We start from the raw sequence: 15,890 nt of genomic DNA on the forward strand, positions 1-15,890 counted from the left end.
GTGATGTCGGCAGGCGCGGCGGACGCGGGACGGCGGCTCACAGGTCGGCTCCGATGTTCAGGTACAGCTGGAACTGCGAGTCGGGGTGGTTCAGGCCATGGGCGATGTCGATGCGCACCGGCCCGACCGGCGATTTCCAGCGCACGCCAAGGCCCACGCCGGTATGCAGGTCGATGGTGTTGTCGAAGGCGCTGCCGGTATCGACGAACACCGCCGCGCCCCACGGACCGCCACCGAAGTAATGCTCGTACTCGGCCGAGCCGACCACCAGGTGCTTGGCGCCGAGCGCGTACTTGTCCGGGGCGGGCGTGCGCGGCCCCACTTCACGCCATGCGTAGCCGCGGATCGAACGGTCGCCACCGGCGAAGTAGCGCAGGCTCGGCGGCATCGCCACCAGGTCGCTGGTCCAGGTGGTGCCGGCCTGGCCGCGCAGGATCAGGCGGTCGCTGTCGCCCAGCGGCACATACCAGCGCAGCGTGGCATCGGCCTGGATGAAGCTGGTATCCGAACCGGCGCCCTCGATGCCGCCGCGCAGGGTGGCGTTGCCGCTGAAGCCGCGGCGCGGGAACGCCTTGTCGTCCACGTCCACGTAGTCGGCGGTCAACTGCGGGTACACCAGCGTCGAGTACTGGTAGACCGCGTCGGTGAACTGGTCGCCGGAGCTGTAGCGCCAGCGCTCGCGCAGTGCGTTGACCGAGGCGATGGCGGTCCAGTACTCGTTGATCTCGCCGCTGCGGCTGCCGATCAGCTTGAAATTGCGCATGTCGATGTAGCGGGTCTGCTCGTCGTAGGCGCTGACCGCGAAGGTGTACCAGCCGTCGAGCCAGCGGAACGCGGGTATCCGGTAGCTGGTGACCAGGCTCTTGCGCTTCTGCGCATAGTCCAGCTGCGTATTGAGCTTGTGCCCGCGGCTGTTGACGTAGCGCCGCTCCACCCCGCCGCGCACACCGGGGCCGCTCTCGCTGCCGTAGCTGAGGCCGGCGGTGTAGATGGTGCGCTTGGCCAGGGTCAGGTTCACGTCCACCGGCACCTCGCCGTCGCCATAGGCGTCTTCCGGGCGCGGCTGGATGTCGATCGTGCTGAAGTAGTCCAGCTTGGTCAGCGATTCGCGCAGCCGGTCGAGCTTGCCCTCGTGCCAGTAGCTGCCCTGCTCCCAATACACCAGCGGGTCGAACAGGCCGGGGCGGAAGTAGTCCTGGTTGAAGCTGATCCGGCCCATGTTGTAGCGGCGGCCGCTGTCCCAGCTCAGGAAGATGTCGGCCGCGTTCTGCGCGCGGGTGATCTCGACCTTGCGCTGGGTGAAGTCCGAGTCGAAGTAGCCGCGCTCGGACAGGCGCCGGGTGATGACGACCTTGCTGGCCTCGTAGGTACTGTGGTCGAACGGCTCGCCCTCGCGCGGCTGGAAGTCCTCCAGGTCCCGCTGCAGGTAGCGGTCGCGCGCGGCCGGGCCGGTGATGACCACCTCCGACTGCCGTACCCGCACCGGCTCGCCCTTGTCGACCTCGATCACCACCCGCACGGTGTCGCCCTCGCGCGGGGCGTCCACGCTGATGGTCGGGTTGTAGTAGCCGAACGGTTCCAGCGCCTGCCGGGTCTGCCGCTCGGCCTGCGACAGCAGGTATTCCAGGCGCGACTCGCCCTGCACCTTGCCGATGGTGTCGTACAGCGACAGCGACACCTCGATGTTCTCGATGATCGCCGCGTCGTCGCCCTTGTCCAGCCCCTTGATCTGGACCTTTTCGATCGTGCCGCGGGCATGGGCGAAGGGAACGGCGGCGAACGTCGCCAGAACAAGGGCAAATGCGGGGGTCTTGGGCAGCATAGCGACAGCATACCGGGCGCTTGTGAAGGCCGGAATCATCACGGCGGTTTCACCTGGACGGTTAAATTATCGTGAACGCATCCAGCCATTCCGGTCATGCATGCGTCGTCGCGGCACCGCCGCGGGCGAGCCCGCTCATGGAAGAGCACCGGTCCGACTGGTTCCACCGTCCACCCGCCACGAGCCAGGAATCCATCCAATGAAACGCCAGCTGCTGAGCGCCGCGATCTGCGCCGCCATCACCGCCTATTCGCCACTGTCCTTCGCCCAGTCCGACGACAGCGGCGACAAGAAGGGCGTCGAGACCCTCGACCGCATCACCGTCACCGGCTCGCTGATCCCGCAGGTCCAGGTGGAAACCGCCACCCCGATCACCTCGATCAGCGCGCAGGACATCCAGAAGCAGGGCTTCAAGGACGTCTACGAGGTGCTGCGCTCGCAGCCGCTGGCCACCGGTGCGGTACAGGACAGCCAGTTCTCCGGCGGCTTCACCCCCGGCGCCAAGCCGATCAGCCTGCTGGGCCTGGACCCGGGCTTCACCCTGGTCCTGATCGACGGCCGCCCCATGGCCGACTACCCGCTGCTCTACAACGGCCAGAGCAATTTCGTCGATCTGGCCAGCATCCCCACCTCGATGGTCGAGCGGATCGACATCGCACCCGGCAACCAGTCGTCGATCTACGGCTCCAGCGCCATCGCCGGCGTGGTCAACATCATCCTGAAGAAGCGGCTGGACGGCACCCAGATGAGCTTCCGCATGGGCAGCTACGACGGCGGCGGCGGCGGCAACCAGCGCTTCCAGCTGACCAGTGGCCACAGCTGGGACAAGCTGGACCTGACCGCCGGCCTGCAGCTGAGCAACCAGGACCCGATCTACGGCTTCAACCGCAAGGATTTCGACTCCACCAACGACAATCCCAACCCGGCCGCGCGCTATGGCAGCCGCACCTTCGTCCACAACGCCAGCAATGGCGCGTACATCGATCCGGGCGCCGCTGCCTGCGCGCCCCTGTCCGGCCTGTTCGGCGGCACCACCATCTATGACACCCGCCCCGGGCGCGGCAACTACTGCGGCAGCCGCTATGAGCCGGGGTATTCGACCATCCTCAACAAGGAACGCAGCGCATCGGGCTACGCCAACCTGAACTATGCGCTCAACGACAGCACCGACCTCTACGCCACCGTGCTGCTCAACCGCACCAAGAACGAGAGCAACTCCGGTTCGCGCTTCTGGCAGCCGTCGATCGATACCAGCGGCTACATCTTCAACAACCTCACCGGCGACCTGGAAAGCTACCAGCGCATCTTCTCGCCGGAGGAAACCGGGGACCGCGATTTCAACAACGAGCGCCAGACCGCCGATTCCTACAACGTCGCGCTGGGCATCAAGGGCACCGTGGGCCAGTCCAACTGGGACTACAACGCCTACTACGCGCGCTCGGAGTACCACATCGACAGCCGCCAGTGGTGGCCGTTGAAGGACAAGATGGAAGACTTCTTCCGTGAGCACTTCCTGGGGCCGCAGCTGGGCGACTATTACGGCTACCCGATCTACGAGCCCAACGATGCCGGCTTCTACAAGCCGCTGACGCCGGAACAGTACCGCAGCTTCCAGGGCGAGATCCGCACCAAGTCCAAGACCTGGACGCAGAATGTCAACCTGCAGTTCACCAACACCTCGCTGTTCTCGCTGCCGGCCGGCGACGTCGGCTTCGCCGGCGTGCTGCAGGCCGGCCAGCAGTCCTGGAGCAACCCCACCGACCCGCGCGTGGTCAACGACCAGTTCTGGGGCCTGAGCGGCACCCAGGGCGCGGGCAAGCGCGACAACTGGGCCGCGGCGGTGGAACTGCGCGTGCCGATCTTCAGCCGGCTCACCGCCAGCCTGTCCGGCCGCTACGACGATTACAAGAACAAGGGCGGTGGCAGCGATTCGCGCGCGACGTGGAAGGCGGCGTTGGAGTTCCGGCCGCTGGATTCGCTGCTGTTGCGCGCCAACTACGCCACCGCGTTCAAGTCGCCGGACATGGCCTACGTGTTCGCCGGCGACAGCGGCTTCTACACCTTCGTGCCCGACTATTACCGTTGCGCCACCGAGGAACCTGGCGTGCCGATCAGCCAGTGCTCCTACAACGACGAACAGGTACGCGGCTCGCGCGCGGGCAACCCCGACCTGAAGTCGATCACCGCCAAGTCGTGGGGCGGCGGCGTGGTGTGGTCGCCCAATGCGCAGTTCACCGTCAGCGCCGACTACTACCGCATCAAGATCGACAACAAGGTCGCCGATCTCGACCTGGACCTGCTGCTGCGCAACGAGGCGGCCTGCCGCCAGGGCCAGCTGGACGCCAGCTCGCCCACCTGCGTCGATGCCCTGCAGCGCATCGGCCGCGCCGGGCCCAACGCGCCGCAGCCGAACCAGATCAATACGGTGGCGGTGAACCCGATCAACGTCGCCAAGGAGGATGTCAGCGGCATCACCGCCAACATGGACTACCGCTGGGCCACCGATGCGTGGGGCAGCTTCATGCTGGGCGCGCGCTACAACGTCACCCTCAAGCATGAGAGCCAGCAGTATCCGGAAGACCCGGTGATCGACCTGCTGCGCGATCCGTACTATTCGTCCGAGTTCAAGAACATCTTCAGCGGCACCGTGGGCTGGCAGATGGGCGACTGGACCACCACCCTGTACGGCATCCGCTACGGGCGCACGCCGAACTTCGCCGCGCAGGACAGCACCCAGGGCTATGCCGCCAACAACGCCGGCCGGGTCAAGGCGTGGACCACCTTCAACCTGACCGTCGACTACGCGGTGACCGACGACGTTTCGCTGAGCCTGACCGCCAACAACCTGACCGGCGAACGGCCGCCACGCGACCGTACCTACACCAGCTATCCGTACTACAACATCTTCAACTACAACGGCTACGGCCGCTCCTACATGCTCGAGGTGAACTGGCGTTTCGGGCGCAGCCAGTAATCCGCGCGGCCAGGGGAACGAACAGGGGCGGCCATGGCCGCCCCTGTTTTTTCATTCCGCCGCCTGCAGGCGCCCGCGCAGCGGTGCGAGCCGGTCGGCATAACGCCGCCACTCCTCGACATTGCGCGCATGCACGGGCTCGCGCACCTGCACGCTGCTCAGCGTGGCGGTGGCCGCGGCGTTGCGGGTCAGGTCGCTGGCACCCTGCTCGGGGGCCAGCCCGCAGCGGGCCAGCACCTGCGCCAGCGCGGCGTCGGGATCGCGCACCATCGCTTCGTAGTCGATCTCCAGCACCCGCCCGGGCAGGTGCCGCTGCCAGGCGCGCATCAGCTGCGCGTGGGCGTGGTGGTGGGCGGCCAGCGCATCCAGGTCGTAGCTGTAGCCGTAGGAGTCGCCGAACATCGCCCGGTAGTTGGAGAAGCACACCGCCATCGGGTCGCGGCGCACGTATACGATCAGCGCCTGCGGCAGCGCACGGGCAATGGGCCCGGCCAGCAGGTAGTTGGGCGGCAGCTTGTCGATGAAGCGACGCTGGCCCTGCAGCCGCCAGCGCACCTGGCGCAGGTAGCCGCGGCCGATGCCGCGGTAATCCAGTGTCGCCAGCGCCTGCAGCAGCGGCGGGTCCAGCAGCGCGCGCCCGGCCTGGTCGGCGGCCCAGCGCAGCTGCTGGGCGAAATCGCCGAGTTCGCCGGCCGCGGCCACCTGCGAATGGTTGCCGAGCATGCGCTCCAGCACCGTGGTGCCCGAGCGCGGCATGCCGACGATGAAGATCGGCTGGGCGCCGCCGTCGTCCTCGGCGCCATCGGCCGCGGCGAAGACCCCGTCGGCCGCGAGCCGCGCCATGGCCGCGTGCTGGGCGCCATCGGCCAACGGGTCGTGGCGCAGCCGCCGCCACATCACCGCGTTGCCCTGGCGCAGCGCTTCCCAGGCGCCGTCGAGATCGCCCAGGTCCTCCAGTTCCTTGTACAGCGCGAACCACAACGCCGCCGTGTCCTCGCTGTCGGCCGCCACCGCCTGCAACTGCCGGCGCAGTGCGTCGACATGGTGTTCGCCGGCGTCCCAGCGGCGCAGGCGCGCGCGCGTCAGCGCGGCGCGGCCATGGCCCGGGCGCAGCTGCAGGCAGCGCGCCAGCGCCTGCCCGGCCGCCTCCAGCTCACCGTTGAACTGCAGCTGCACGCCGAGGAAGTAGTGGAAGTCGGCGTTGTCGAAACCGGCCGCGGCGGCGCGCCGCATCAGCCGCAGCGCCTCGGCGTGCAGGCCCAGCGACTGCAGCACGTGGGCCAGCGCCGCCAGGGTGGACGCATCGTCGCAGCGCGCCACGCAGGCCTGTCGCATCAGCGTGGCCACGGCTTCGCTGTCGCCCACCCGCAGCAGCGCCTGCGCCACCCGCAGCAGCAGCGCGGGATCGTCATACACCTGTGTGGCAGCCTGCTGCAGCTGCTGCACGGCCTCGCGCACGCGCCCCTGGGCCAGCACGGTGCCGGCCAGCATCACCCGCGCGTAGGCGTGCGCGGGCTGCCGCTCCAGCACCGCCAGCAGGTGCCGGCGCGCCTCCGGCATGTCACGACGGGCCAGGGCGGCCTGCGCGGACTGCCAGGAGGCGGCCACGTCCATGCGTCAGCCGGACAGGTGCTCGATCGCCGCGACGCTGCCCAGGCGGTCGCCCAGGGTGCGCAGCAGCGCCAGGCGGTTGCCACGCAGCGCCGGGTCCTCGGCGTTGACCATGACCCCGTCGAAGAACGCATCGACCTGCGGCCGCAGCCGCGCCAGCCGGCCCAGCACGCTGACGTAGTCCTTCTGCGCCAGCGCCGCGCCGGTGTCGTCGATTGCGGCGGCCACCGCCTCGGCCAGTTCGCTCTCGGCCGGCTCGCGCAGCAGCGCCGGGTCGATCGTGCCGGGGATGTCGCCCTCGGCCTTGCGCAGGATGTTGCGGATGCGCTTGTTGGCCGCGGCCAGCGCCTCGGCTTCCGGCAGCTGGGCGAAGGTGCCGATGGCGTCGATGCGGCGGTCGAAGTCGTACAGCGAGGCCGGCTTCAGCTCGGCCACGGCGTTGAAGTGCGTGGCCGGCACGCCCCTGTCGGCGTAGTAGCCGCGCAGGCGGTCGATGACGAAGTCATAGAGTTCGCCCGGGTCCGCCTGCACCCCGCGCCCGGCCAGGCCGGTATTGGCGGCGGCCAGCAGCGCCGGCAGGTCCAGGTCGAACCCCGACTCGATGATCGTGCGCGCCAGGCCCAGCGCATTGCGGCGCAGCGCGAACGGGTCCTTGTTGCCGGTCGGCTTCAGCCCCGCGGCGAAGCCACCGGCCAGGGTGTCCAGGCGCTCGGCGATCGCCAGCACCTTGCCCAGCGGCGAGGCGGCGATGTCGGCGGCGGCGAAGCGCGGCTGGTAGGCCTCGTCGATGGCCAGTGCGACCGCGGGCGATTCGCCACCGGCCACGGCGTAGTGGCGGCCGGCGATGCCCTGCAGTTCCGGGAACTCGCCCACCATGCGCGACTGCAGGTCGTTCTTGGCCAGCTCGGCGGCACGCCTGGCCTGCACCGGGTCGGCGCCCACCTGCGGCGCGATCACCTGCGCCAGCGCGCTGACCCGCTGCACCTTGTCGGCCACCGTGCCCAGCTTGGCCTGGTAGGTGACACTCTTCAGGCCTTCGCCCATCGCCGCCAGGCCCTGCTTGAGGTCCTCGTCGAAGAAGAACTTGGCGTCGGAGAAGCGCGGGCGGATCACCCGCTCGTAGCCCTTGGCCACCTCGGCCACGTCCTTCGATTCGATGTTGGCGATGCCGATGAACTTCTCGGTCAGCCTGCCGGCGGCATCCAGCACCGGGAAGAACTTCTGGTTGATCTCCATCGTTTCGATCAGCGCTTCCTGCGGCACCGCCAGGAACTCGCGCTCGAAGCTGCACAGCACCGCCGACGGCCATTCGACCAGGTTGACCACCTGCTCCAGGTTGTCGTCGGTGATGCGCGCCACGCCGCCGGCCTGCGCCGCGGCGGCGTTGACCTCGTGCACGATGCGCTCGCGGCGCGCGTCGGCGTCGACCAGCACGCAGGCCGCCTTCAGCGATTCGACGTAGTCGGACGGGTGGCTCAGCCACACCTGCTTGTCGGCCATGAAGCGGTGGCCGCGGCTGAAGCGGTCGGACTTCAGGCCGAGCAGCTCGGCGTCGACCACGTCGTTGCCATGCAGCAGCACCAGCCAGTGCACCGGGCGGGCGAAGGCGTATTCGTGCGCGCCCCAGCGCATCGGCTTGGGGATCGGCATCGCGGCGATGGCCTCGCGCACGATCTCCGGCAGCAGCGTGGCGGTCTTCGCGCCCGGCGTCACCGAGCGCAGCACGAAGCGCTCGCCCTTGGCGTCGGTGGTGCGCTCCAGCGCGGTCCAGTCGATGCCGGCCTTGGCGGCGAAGCCCTGCAGCGCCTTGGTCGGTTCGCCATTGGCGTCCAGCGCGATGTTCAGGTACGGGCCGAACACTTCCGAGTGCTGCTCGGGCTGTTCGGTTTCCACGCCCGGCAGCAGCACCGCCAGGCGGCGCGGGGTGGACAGCGGCTTGGCGTCGTCGCGCTCGAAGGCAATACCGCGCCGGGCCAGCCCGTCGATCACGCCGTCGAAGAACGCCTGCGCCAGGCCCGGCAGCGCCTTGACCGGCAGCTCCTCCACGCCCAGTTCGATCAGCAGCGGCTGCATGCTCATGCCTGCACCTCCTTGGCCGCCACCGCTTCCAGGCGCTTGGCCTCGTACAGTTTGGCCACCGCCTGGGCCAGCGCGCGCACGCGCAGGATGTAGCGCTGGCGTTCGGTCACCGAGATGGCGCGGCGCGCGTCCAGCAGGTTGAACGAATGGCTGGCCTTGCACACCTGCTCATAGGCCGGCAGCGGCAGCCCGGCCTCGACCAGCTTCTGCGCTTCCTGCTCGCAGGCGTCGAAGCGGTGGAACATTTCGGCCACGTCGGCATGCTCGAAATTGTAGGTGCTCTGCTCCACCTCGTTCTGGTGGTAGACGTCGCCGTAGCTGACCGGGGTGCCATCCGGACCGTAGGTCCACACCAGGTCGTAGACGTTGTCGCAGTTCTGCAGGTACATGCACAGCCGCTCCAGGCCGTAGGTGATCTCGCCCAGCACCGGCTTGCACTCCAGGCCGCCGGCCTGCTGGAAGTAGGTGAACTGGGTGACCTCCATGCCGTTGAGCCACACTTCCCAGCCCAGGCCCCAGGCGCCGAGGGTCGGCGATTCCCAGTTGTCCTCGACGAAGCGCAGGTCGTGCACCAGCGGGTCGATGCCCAGCGCCTTGAGCGAATCCAGGTACAGCTGCTGGATGTTGTCCGGGCTCGGCTTCATCGCCACCTGGTACTGGTAGTAGCGCTGCAGGCGGTTGGGGTTCTCGCCGTAGCGGCCGTCGGTGGGGCGGCGGCTGGGCTGCACGTAGGCGGCGTTCCAGCTTTCCGGGCCGATCGAGCGCAGGAACGTGGCCGGGTGGAAGGTGCCGGCGCCCACTTCCAGGTCCAGCGGCTGGATCAGCACGCAGCCCTGCTTCGCCCAGTAGTCGTTGAGGGTCTGGATCAGGCCCTGGAAAGTGATGGGAACGGTGGGAGTCGCGGACATGCTGCCTGGGCCGTACGGATGGGTGCGCTAGTATAGCGAGCGACCGCGCGGCGGCCGCGCCAGCAAGGAGTTTCAGGTGGAACACACGGCCGCATCGAGCGTCCCGACCCCGCCATCCCCGGTGGCCATCGCCCCCGGCCGGCTGCAGTTCGCCAACATCGCCGCGGCGGTGCTGGGCGACGGCCTGGTGGCCGCGCACGACCAGGAACGCATCCGCTTCTCGGCGCAGGGCGCGCGCAACGCCAGCGAGGTGCACCCGCTGGTGCTGCTGGCCAACCTCAAGCTGGCCGCAGCGCCCCCGGCTTCCGGCGAACTCGGGCTGGAGCGGCTGACCGAATGGCTGGCCGGCCGCACCGGGGTCCGCTACCTGCGCATCGACCCGACCCGGGTGGACGTGGCCAACGCCACCGCCGTGGTCTCGCACGCCTATGCCCGGCGCCACCGGATCCTGCCGCTGGCGATGGACGCCGAACGGGTGCTGGTGGCCACCAGCGAGCCAATGGCGCGCGACTGGATACCCGACCTGCAGCACCTGACCCGGCGCCGGATCGAGATCGTGCTGGTCAACCCGCTGGACCTGCACCGCTACTCGATGGAGTTCTTCGGCGTCACCCGCTCGGTGCGCAGTGCCCGCAGCGACGCGCGCGGCGACGGCAGCAGCCTGCCCAGCTTCGAGCAGCTGGTGGAACTGGGCCGCGCCGGCGACGTCAACGCCGACGACCACCACGTGGTCAGCATCGTCGACTGGCTGCTGCAGTACGCCTACGAGCAGCGCGCCAGCGACATCCACCTGGAACCGCGCCGCGACATGGGCCGGGTGCGGTTCCGCATCGACGGCGTGCTGCACAAGGTGTTCGAGCTGCCGCCGGCGGTGATGACCGCCGTGGTCAGCCGCATCAAGGTGCTCGGGCGCATGGACCTGGCCGAGCGCCGGCGCCCGCAGGACGGCCGCATCAAGACCCGCTCCCCGGGCGGGCGCGAGGTCGAGATGCGCCTGTCGACCATGCCCACCGCGTTCGGCGAGAAGTGCGTGATGCGCATCTTCGACCCGGACGCGGCGTTCAAGAGCATCGAGCAGCTGGGCTTCAGCCCGGAGGAGGCCGCCGGCTGGAACGAGCTGGTCGCGCGCCCGCACGGCATCGTGCTGGTCACCGGCCCCACCGGCTCGGGCAAGACCACCACCCTGTACTCCACGCTCAAGCGGCTGGCCACGCCGGACGTCAACGTGTGCACGGTGGAGGACCCGATCGAGATGATCGCGCCCGAGTTCAACCAGATGCAGGTGCAGACCAACATCGACCTGGACTTCGCCAGCGGCGTGCGCACCCTGCTGCGCCAGGACCCGGACATCATCATGATCGGCGAGATCCGCGACCTGGAGACCGCGCAGATGGCGGTGCAGGCCTCGCTGACCGGCCACCTGGTGCTGTCCACCCTGCACACCAACGACGCCCCCTCGGCCATCACCCGCCTGCTCGACCTGGGCGTACCGCACTACCTGATCGCCTCCACCGTCAACGGTGTGCTGGCGCAGCGGCTGGTGCGCACGCTGTGCCCGCACTGCAAGCGCGCCGACGTGCTCGACGACGAGGACTGGGCGCCGCTGCGTGATGGCAATGAGGCATTACCTGATGCCATCCACGCCTGTGCGCCGGTGGGTTGCCTGGAGTGCCGGCGCACCGGCTACCTGGGCCGGATCGGCCTGTATGAGCTGCTGCCACTGGGCCCGCGGCTGCGTTCGCTGATCCGCGCGGACATGGACCTGGCCGGTTTCAGCCATGCCGCGCGCGCCGAGGGGCTGCGCACGCTGCGCCGGACCGGGCTTGAAAAGGTGGCGCAGGGGCTGACTACAATCGAGGAAGTCCTGTCGGTCCTGCCCCCAGCGGAATGAAACCCCCGCCGTTCCTCATCATCGAAACCGGGCAGCCGTTCCCGAGCCTGCGCCGTTACGGCCGTTTCCCGCACTGGATCCGCGTCGCCGCGGGCCTGGAACAGGCCGAGACCGTGGTGGTCAACGTCGAACAGGGTCAACGCCTGCCCGCGCGCCAGGGTTTCGCCGCCACCATCGTCACCGGCTCGGCCGCGTTCGTCACCGACCGCGCCGAGTGGAGCGAGCGCAGCGCCGACTGGCTGCGCGACGCCGCCCACGCCGGCATGCCGCTGCTGGGCATCTGCTACGGCCACCAACTGCTGGCGCATGCGCTCGGCGGGCAGGTGGACTACAACCCGGCCGGGCGCGAATCGGGCACCATCCGCCTGGAACTGGACCCGGCCGCCGCCGCCGACCCGCTATTCGCCGGCCTGCCCCCCAGCTTCCCGGCCCAGGCCACCCACCTGCAGACCGTGCTCCAGGCGCCGGTCGGCGCCACCGTGCTGGCGCGTTCGGCGCAGGACGGCTGCCACGCCTTCCGCTGGGGCGAGCACGCCTGGGGCCTGCAGTTCCACCCGGAATTCGCCACCCACCACATGCGCGGCTACGTGCGCGCCCGCGCCGACTGCATTGCCCGCCACGGTGGCTGCGCGCGCGCCGTGGCGCGCCAGGTCAGCGCCGCGCCGCAGGCGCGCCAGCTGCTGCGCCGTTTCGTGCGCCACGCCCGCGCGGTGTGATGCCCGCGCCGGCGCGCGCACCGGCTCCACGCCGCTGGCGGAATGCGGGGTTCCGCGGCGCGACTCGCCCGTCAGCCGGGTTCGGGCGATAATCCGCCCACGCTGGCGTGGTGCCGGCGCTCCCCCTTTTCGGAACTGCAATGGGCGATATTCGCAAGGTGCCGGCCTCCGCCGGCGCGGAATGGCTGCTGGCCGGCTTCGGCCTGCTCAGGCGCGCGCCGCTGGCGCTGGGTTCGCTGGGCATCCTCTGGGGCGTGGGCGCTTCGCTGGTGCTGTCGCTGTCGCTGCTGGTGCCGGCGCTGGGCACCCTGGTGCAGTTCCTGCTGCTGCTGGCCGGGCCGCTGTTCATGGGCGGCCTGCTGTGGGCCGTGCGCGAAGTGGACCAGAACCGGCCGGCGCGGCCGGCGCACCTGCTCGAGGGCGTGCGCGAAGGCCGCGCCCCGCACCTGCTGGTGGCGCTGCTGCCGCAGCTGGTGGCCGCGCTGCTGCTGGGCACGCTGCTGCTGGTGCTGGTCGGCAGCGACGGCCTGCAGCGGCTGTCGGAGGTGATGCTGCGGATCAACGAGCTGAGCCAGTCCGGCGCGCAGCCGGACCCGGCGCAGATCGAGGCGCTGGTGGCGACGCTGCCGGCCGGGCGCATCCTGCTGTGGCTGCTGCTGATGCTGGCCACCTTCGCCGCACTGACCCTGGCGCTGTTCGTGATGCCGCCGCAGGTGATGTTCCAGCGCATCGGCGGCTGGCATGCGCTGCGCCGCAGCCTGCGCTCGAGCCTGCGCAACCTGCCGGCGATGCTGGTGTTCTTCGTGCTGGCCTTCATCGCCATCTTCGCGATCTATTTCGCGGTGATGATCCTGGCGATCATCGTCGGCCTGGTGGCCGGCCAGACCGTGGCCATGGCGTTGGCGCAGCTGCTGCTGATGGCCGTGCTGATGCCGGTGTTCGCCGGCGCGGTGTACGCGGCCTGGAAGCAGATGCTCGGCCCGGCCGCGGACAAGACGGCAGCGGCGCCGGACATGCACGTCATCGAAGCCTGAGCCGCGCCACGTCGGCGGAGCGGTACGCAACCGCGCCGGCCAAGCGGTGGCACGGCGTCGTGCCTGGCGATCATCGTCGACCTGTTGGCTGGCCAGACCGTGGCCATGGCGTTGGCGCAGCCGCTGCTGATGGCGGTGCTGATGCCGGTGTTCGCCGGCCGGTTTGAGCGGCCTGGACACAGAGGCTCGGTCCGGCCGCGGCCAAGACGGCAGCGGCGCCGGACATGCACGTCATCAAGCCTGAGCCGCGCCACGGCGGCGGTGCGGTACGCAACCGCGCCGGCCAGGCGGTGGGCATGGCGTCGTGCGCCGCCGCGCGCCTGCCTACGGTTCGGAAACCGGCTGCTTGCGCGGTTGCAGCCAGCGCGCGGCGTGGATGCCCAGCTCGTAGAGCACGCACATCGGGATGGCCAGCATCAGCTGCGAAACCACGTCCGGCGGGGTCAGCACCGCGGCCAGCACGAAGATGCCGACGATGGCGTAGCCGCGCCCCTCGCGCAGCTGCTGCGGCGTGACCCAGCCCAGCAGCACCAGGATCACCATCGCCACCGGCAGCTCGAAGCTCGCACCGAAAGCGAAGAAGATCGCCAGCACGAAATCCAGGTACGCATTGGCGTCCGGGGTGATGGCGATCACCTCCGGGCGGAAGGTGGTCAGGAAATGGAACACCGCCGGCAGCACCAGGAAATAGGCGAACGCGCAGCCGATGTAGAACAGCGCCACCGCCGAGGCGAGCAGCGGCACCGCCAGGCGCTTCTCGCGCGCATACAGGCCCGGCGCGACGAATGCCCAGGCCTGGTACAGCAGCCACGGCACGGCAATGAACACGGCGGTGAAGAAGGTCAGCTTGAGCGGCGCGAAGAACGCCCCGGCCGGATTGGTGGCGATCATCGACTGCCCGGCCGGCAGCTGCGACACCAGCGGCGTGGCCAGGTGGTTGTAGAGCGTGCGCGCGAACGGCAGCAGCGCCAGCAGCACCACGCCCAGCCCCAGCAGCCCGCGCACCAGGCGCGCGCGCAGTTCCACCAGGTGCTCGATCAGCGGGCTTTCGTTGAAGTTCTCGCTCATGGCGCGCGCTCCGGCGGCAGCGGTGCACCCGTCGTTCCGGTCAGGTCCGCTGCCGGGGTCTGCACGGCGTCGGGCGCCGGCAGCGCCTGCGCCGCAGGGTCCGCGGCTGCATCGGCGGCGGGCGGCGCGGGCGCGGCAACGGCATCGACTTCATCGCGCAGCGCATCGACGTCGCCGCGCAGCCGGGTGGCGCCCTCGTGCAGGTCGCGCTCAGCCTGCTGCACCGACTGGCGCACGCTGCGCAGGTTGCGCTGCAGCTCTTCGGCCTGCAGTTCGCGCTCGAGCTCCTGCTTTACCGAATCCCACTGGTTGCGCGCACGGCGCACCCACAGCCCGGCAAAGCGCGCCGCCTTGGGCAGCCGTTCGGGGCCCAGAACCACCAGCGCCACCACCGCGATCAGCAGCAGTTCGCTGAAGCCGATATCGAACACGCGGGGAACCTTCGGTTCAGCGCGTCTCGCGGTCGCGCTCGGCCTGCGTATCGCGGCTGGATTCGCGCTCGCGCGATTCGTCGTTCAGGCGCGCAGGCGGGGTGTCGTCATCGCGCATGCCCTTCTTGAATTCCTTGACCGCGCTGCCCAGATCCTTGGCGCCGCTCGTCAGCCGCTTGGTGCCGAACACCAGCACGACGATGACCAGCACGATCAACCAATGCCAGATGCTGAAACTGCCCATGATCCGCTCGCGTTATTCGGTGTGGAGGCCAGTGAGCATAGCGCACCCGGCCCCGCCGGACGCCCGTGCCGAAGGTCAGTTGCCGCCGTCCAGCGATTCGGTGCGGATTTCGCCTTCGGACACCGGCTGGAAACCCTGCTGCGGCGCGGGCTCGGCGGTGGCCGGCTGCAGCGGCTGGGTGGTCGCCTCGCTGCCCTGCTGCGGGGCGTTGCCGGACACGGCGACCGGCTGGGTGCGCGGCGCCGACGACGCCACCGGCGCGGCGGTGCCCTGGGTACCGCGCTTCTCGCGCGCGGCGTAGGTGGACTCCTCCAGGCGGTCGCGGAAGGCGACCACGTCGGCCGAAGGCGCCGCATTCAGGCGCCCCTCCAGGATCATCCGCGGGGTGGTGCCCTGGCCGTAGGCGTCGAGGTTGGCGGCATCGTCGATGGACAGCACCGCGCCGTCCAGCGCCACCCCGGCGAACAGCCCGCGGGCGCGCGACCACGACCATATCTCGGCCTTGAGCTGGCCATCGGTGGCGGCGGCGGCGCTGCGGCCGACCGGGCCGGCGGCCACGCCGGCGTCGGCGCCCAGGGTGAACTTGCCGTTGACGATGTTGTCCAGGCTGCGGTTGTTGCGGAACACCAGGATCACGTCGGAGGACTGCACCCCGGCCTGGAAGCCGATGCTGCCGCCGGTGAGCTTGACGAACACCGGGTTGGACCAGCTGCCATCGGGGTTCTTGACCGACATCAGGCCATGCCCGCGGCGGCCGCCGAGGACCAGCCCGGCCTTGATCGTGTCGGGGATGACGATGATCGCGCGGCCCTCGTCGAGCAGCTTGTCGGGAATGGCCTGCTCCGGGATCTCCTGGATCTCGCCGAGCACGCGCACGGCGTTGCGGGCGCGCTGGTCCTCCTGCGGCCCGGCCAGGGCAGTGGCGGACAACAGGCTCGCGGACAACAGCAGGGCGATGTACGGCAGGCGGCGCATGGCGGACTCCACAGGTCGATGCACGGAAAGATACGGCAAGGTGTCGAGATTGGAAGCGGGGCGATGAACGGGCGAGGAATGGACGAGGGCGAGTGAAGAGAAGTGAGGAGTGAGAAAAGGCAGAGCAGGAGCGATTC

At 69.7% G+C, this 15,890-nt stretch carries 12 protein-coding genes; 4 read left to right on the forward strand and 8 right to left on the reverse strand.

All coding sequences use genetic code 11. The annotated features are described in order from the left end of the window. Nucleotides 1-37 precede the first annotated feature (37 nt). Nucleotides 38-1,822 carry an autotransporter assembly complex family protein gene (locus ACJ7VY_RS16090; protein WP_313248008.1) on the reverse strand — a complete coding sequence of 595 codons (1,785 nt, stop codon included), beginning with the start codon at nucleotides 1,820-1,822 and terminating at the stop codon, nucleotides 38-40. 199 nt (nucleotides 1,823-2,021) lie between these two features. On the opposite strand from ACJ7VY_RS16090, the gene ACJ7VY_RS16095 reads away from it, so the two are divergent. Next, the gene (locus tag ACJ7VY_RS16095) at nucleotides 2,022-4,796 is read left to right on the forward strand and encodes a TonB-dependent receptor (RefSeq protein ID WP_104939979.1); all 2,775 of its coding nucleotides are present in this window, start codon (nucleotides 2,022-2,024) and stop codon (nucleotides 4,794-4,796) included. 51 nt (nucleotides 4,797-4,847) lie between these two features. Here the strand turns inward: ACJ7VY_RS16095 and ACJ7VY_RS16100 are convergent, their stop codons facing one another. From ACJ7VY_RS16100 to glyQ, 3 genes are read right to left on the reverse strand one after another with little or no spacing between them, the layout of a single operon-like run. Next, nucleotides 4,848-6,410 carry a sulfotransferase gene (locus ACJ7VY_RS16100; RefSeq protein ID WP_409476057.1) on the reverse strand — a complete coding sequence of 521 codons (1,563 nt, stop codon included), beginning with the start codon at nucleotides 6,408-6,410 and terminating at the stop codon, nucleotides 4,848-4,850. 3 nt (nucleotides 6,411-6,413) lie between these two features. Further along, the gene (gene glyS, locus ACJ7VY_RS16105; RefSeq protein ID WP_409476058.1) at nucleotides 6,414-8,486 is read right to left on the reverse strand and encodes a glycine--tRNA ligase subunit beta; all 2,073 of its coding nucleotides are present in this window, start codon (nucleotides 8,484-8,486) and stop codon (nucleotides 6,414-6,416) included. Beyond that, the gene (gene glyQ / locus ACJ7VY_RS16110) at nucleotides 8,483-9,394 is read right to left on the reverse strand and encodes a glycine--tRNA ligase subunit alpha (protein ID WP_104939982.1); all 912 of its coding nucleotides are present in this window, start codon (nucleotides 9,392-9,394) and stop codon (nucleotides 8,483-8,485) included. The genes glyS and glyQ overlap by 4 nt, the downstream gene beginning before the upstream one ends. A 121-nt stretch (nucleotides 9,395-9,515) precedes the next feature. Here glyQ and ACJ7VY_RS16115 point away from each other — a divergent pair, with 121 nt between their 5' ends. The 3 genes from ACJ7VY_RS16115 to ACJ7VY_RS16125 all read left to right on the forward strand — a co-directional run bounded on the left by ACJ7VY_RS16115 (nucleotide 9,516) and on the right by ACJ7VY_RS16125 (nucleotide 13,035). Further along, entirely contained in the window at nucleotides 9,516-11,285 is a 1,770-nt protein-coding gene (locus ACJ7VY_RS16115) for a GspE/PulE family protein (protein WP_104939983.1), read from the forward strand. Then, nucleotides 11,282-12,001, forward strand: a complete 720-nt coding sequence (locus ACJ7VY_RS16120) for a glutamine amidotransferase (protein WP_409476059.1) — start codon at nucleotides 11,282-11,284, stop codon at nucleotides 11,999-12,001. The genes ACJ7VY_RS16115 and ACJ7VY_RS16120 overlap by 4 nt, the downstream gene beginning before the upstream one ends. Before the next feature lie 140 nt (nucleotides 12,002-12,141). Next, nucleotides 12,142-13,035: a BPSS1780 family membrane protein gene (locus tag ACJ7VY_RS16125; RefSeq protein WP_409476060.1), complete on the forward strand. Its 894-nt coding sequence runs from the start codon at nucleotides 12,142-12,144 to the stop codon at nucleotides 13,033-13,035. A 324-nt stretch (nucleotides 13,036-13,359) separates the two neighbouring features. On the opposite strand, the gene tatC is transcribed toward ACJ7VY_RS16125, so the two are convergent. The 4 genes from tatC to ACJ7VY_RS16145 form a co-directional block, all read right to left on the reverse strand. Then, nucleotides 13,360-14,103, reverse strand: coding sequence for a twin-arginine translocase subunit TatC (gene tatC / locus ACJ7VY_RS16130; protein WP_240213077.1), 744 nt, complete (start codon nucleotides 14,101-14,103; stop codon nucleotides 13,360-13,362). Further along, nucleotides 14,100-14,534 carry a Sec-independent protein translocase protein TatB gene (gene tatB / locus ACJ7VY_RS16135; RefSeq protein ID WP_104939990.1) on the reverse strand — a complete coding sequence of 145 codons (435 nt, stop codon included), beginning with the start codon at nucleotides 14,532-14,534 and terminating at the stop codon, nucleotides 14,100-14,102. The genes tatC and tatB overlap by 4 nt, the downstream gene beginning before the upstream one ends. A 16-nt stretch (nucleotides 14,535-14,550) precedes the next feature. Then, nucleotides 14,551-14,778, reverse strand: coding sequence for a Sec-independent protein translocase subunit TatA (tatA, locus tag ACJ7VY_RS16140; RefSeq protein ID WP_104939991.1), 228 nt, complete (start codon nucleotides 14,776-14,778; stop codon nucleotides 14,551-14,553). 75 nt (nucleotides 14,779-14,853) lie between these two features. Next, nucleotides 14,854-15,753: a lipid-binding SYLF domain-containing protein gene (locus ACJ7VY_RS16145; RefSeq protein ID WP_240213075.1), complete on the reverse strand. Its 900-nt coding sequence runs from the start codon at nucleotides 15,751-15,753 to the stop codon at nucleotides 14,854-14,856. Between the last annotated feature and the right edge of the window lie 137 nt (nucleotides 15,754-15,890).

The organism is Stenotrophomonas sp. Y-13, assembly GCF_046267925.1.
Lineage (GTDB): Bacteria > Pseudomonadota > Gammaproteobacteria > Xanthomonadales > Xanthomonadaceae > Stenotrophomonas > Stenotrophomonas acidaminiphila_A.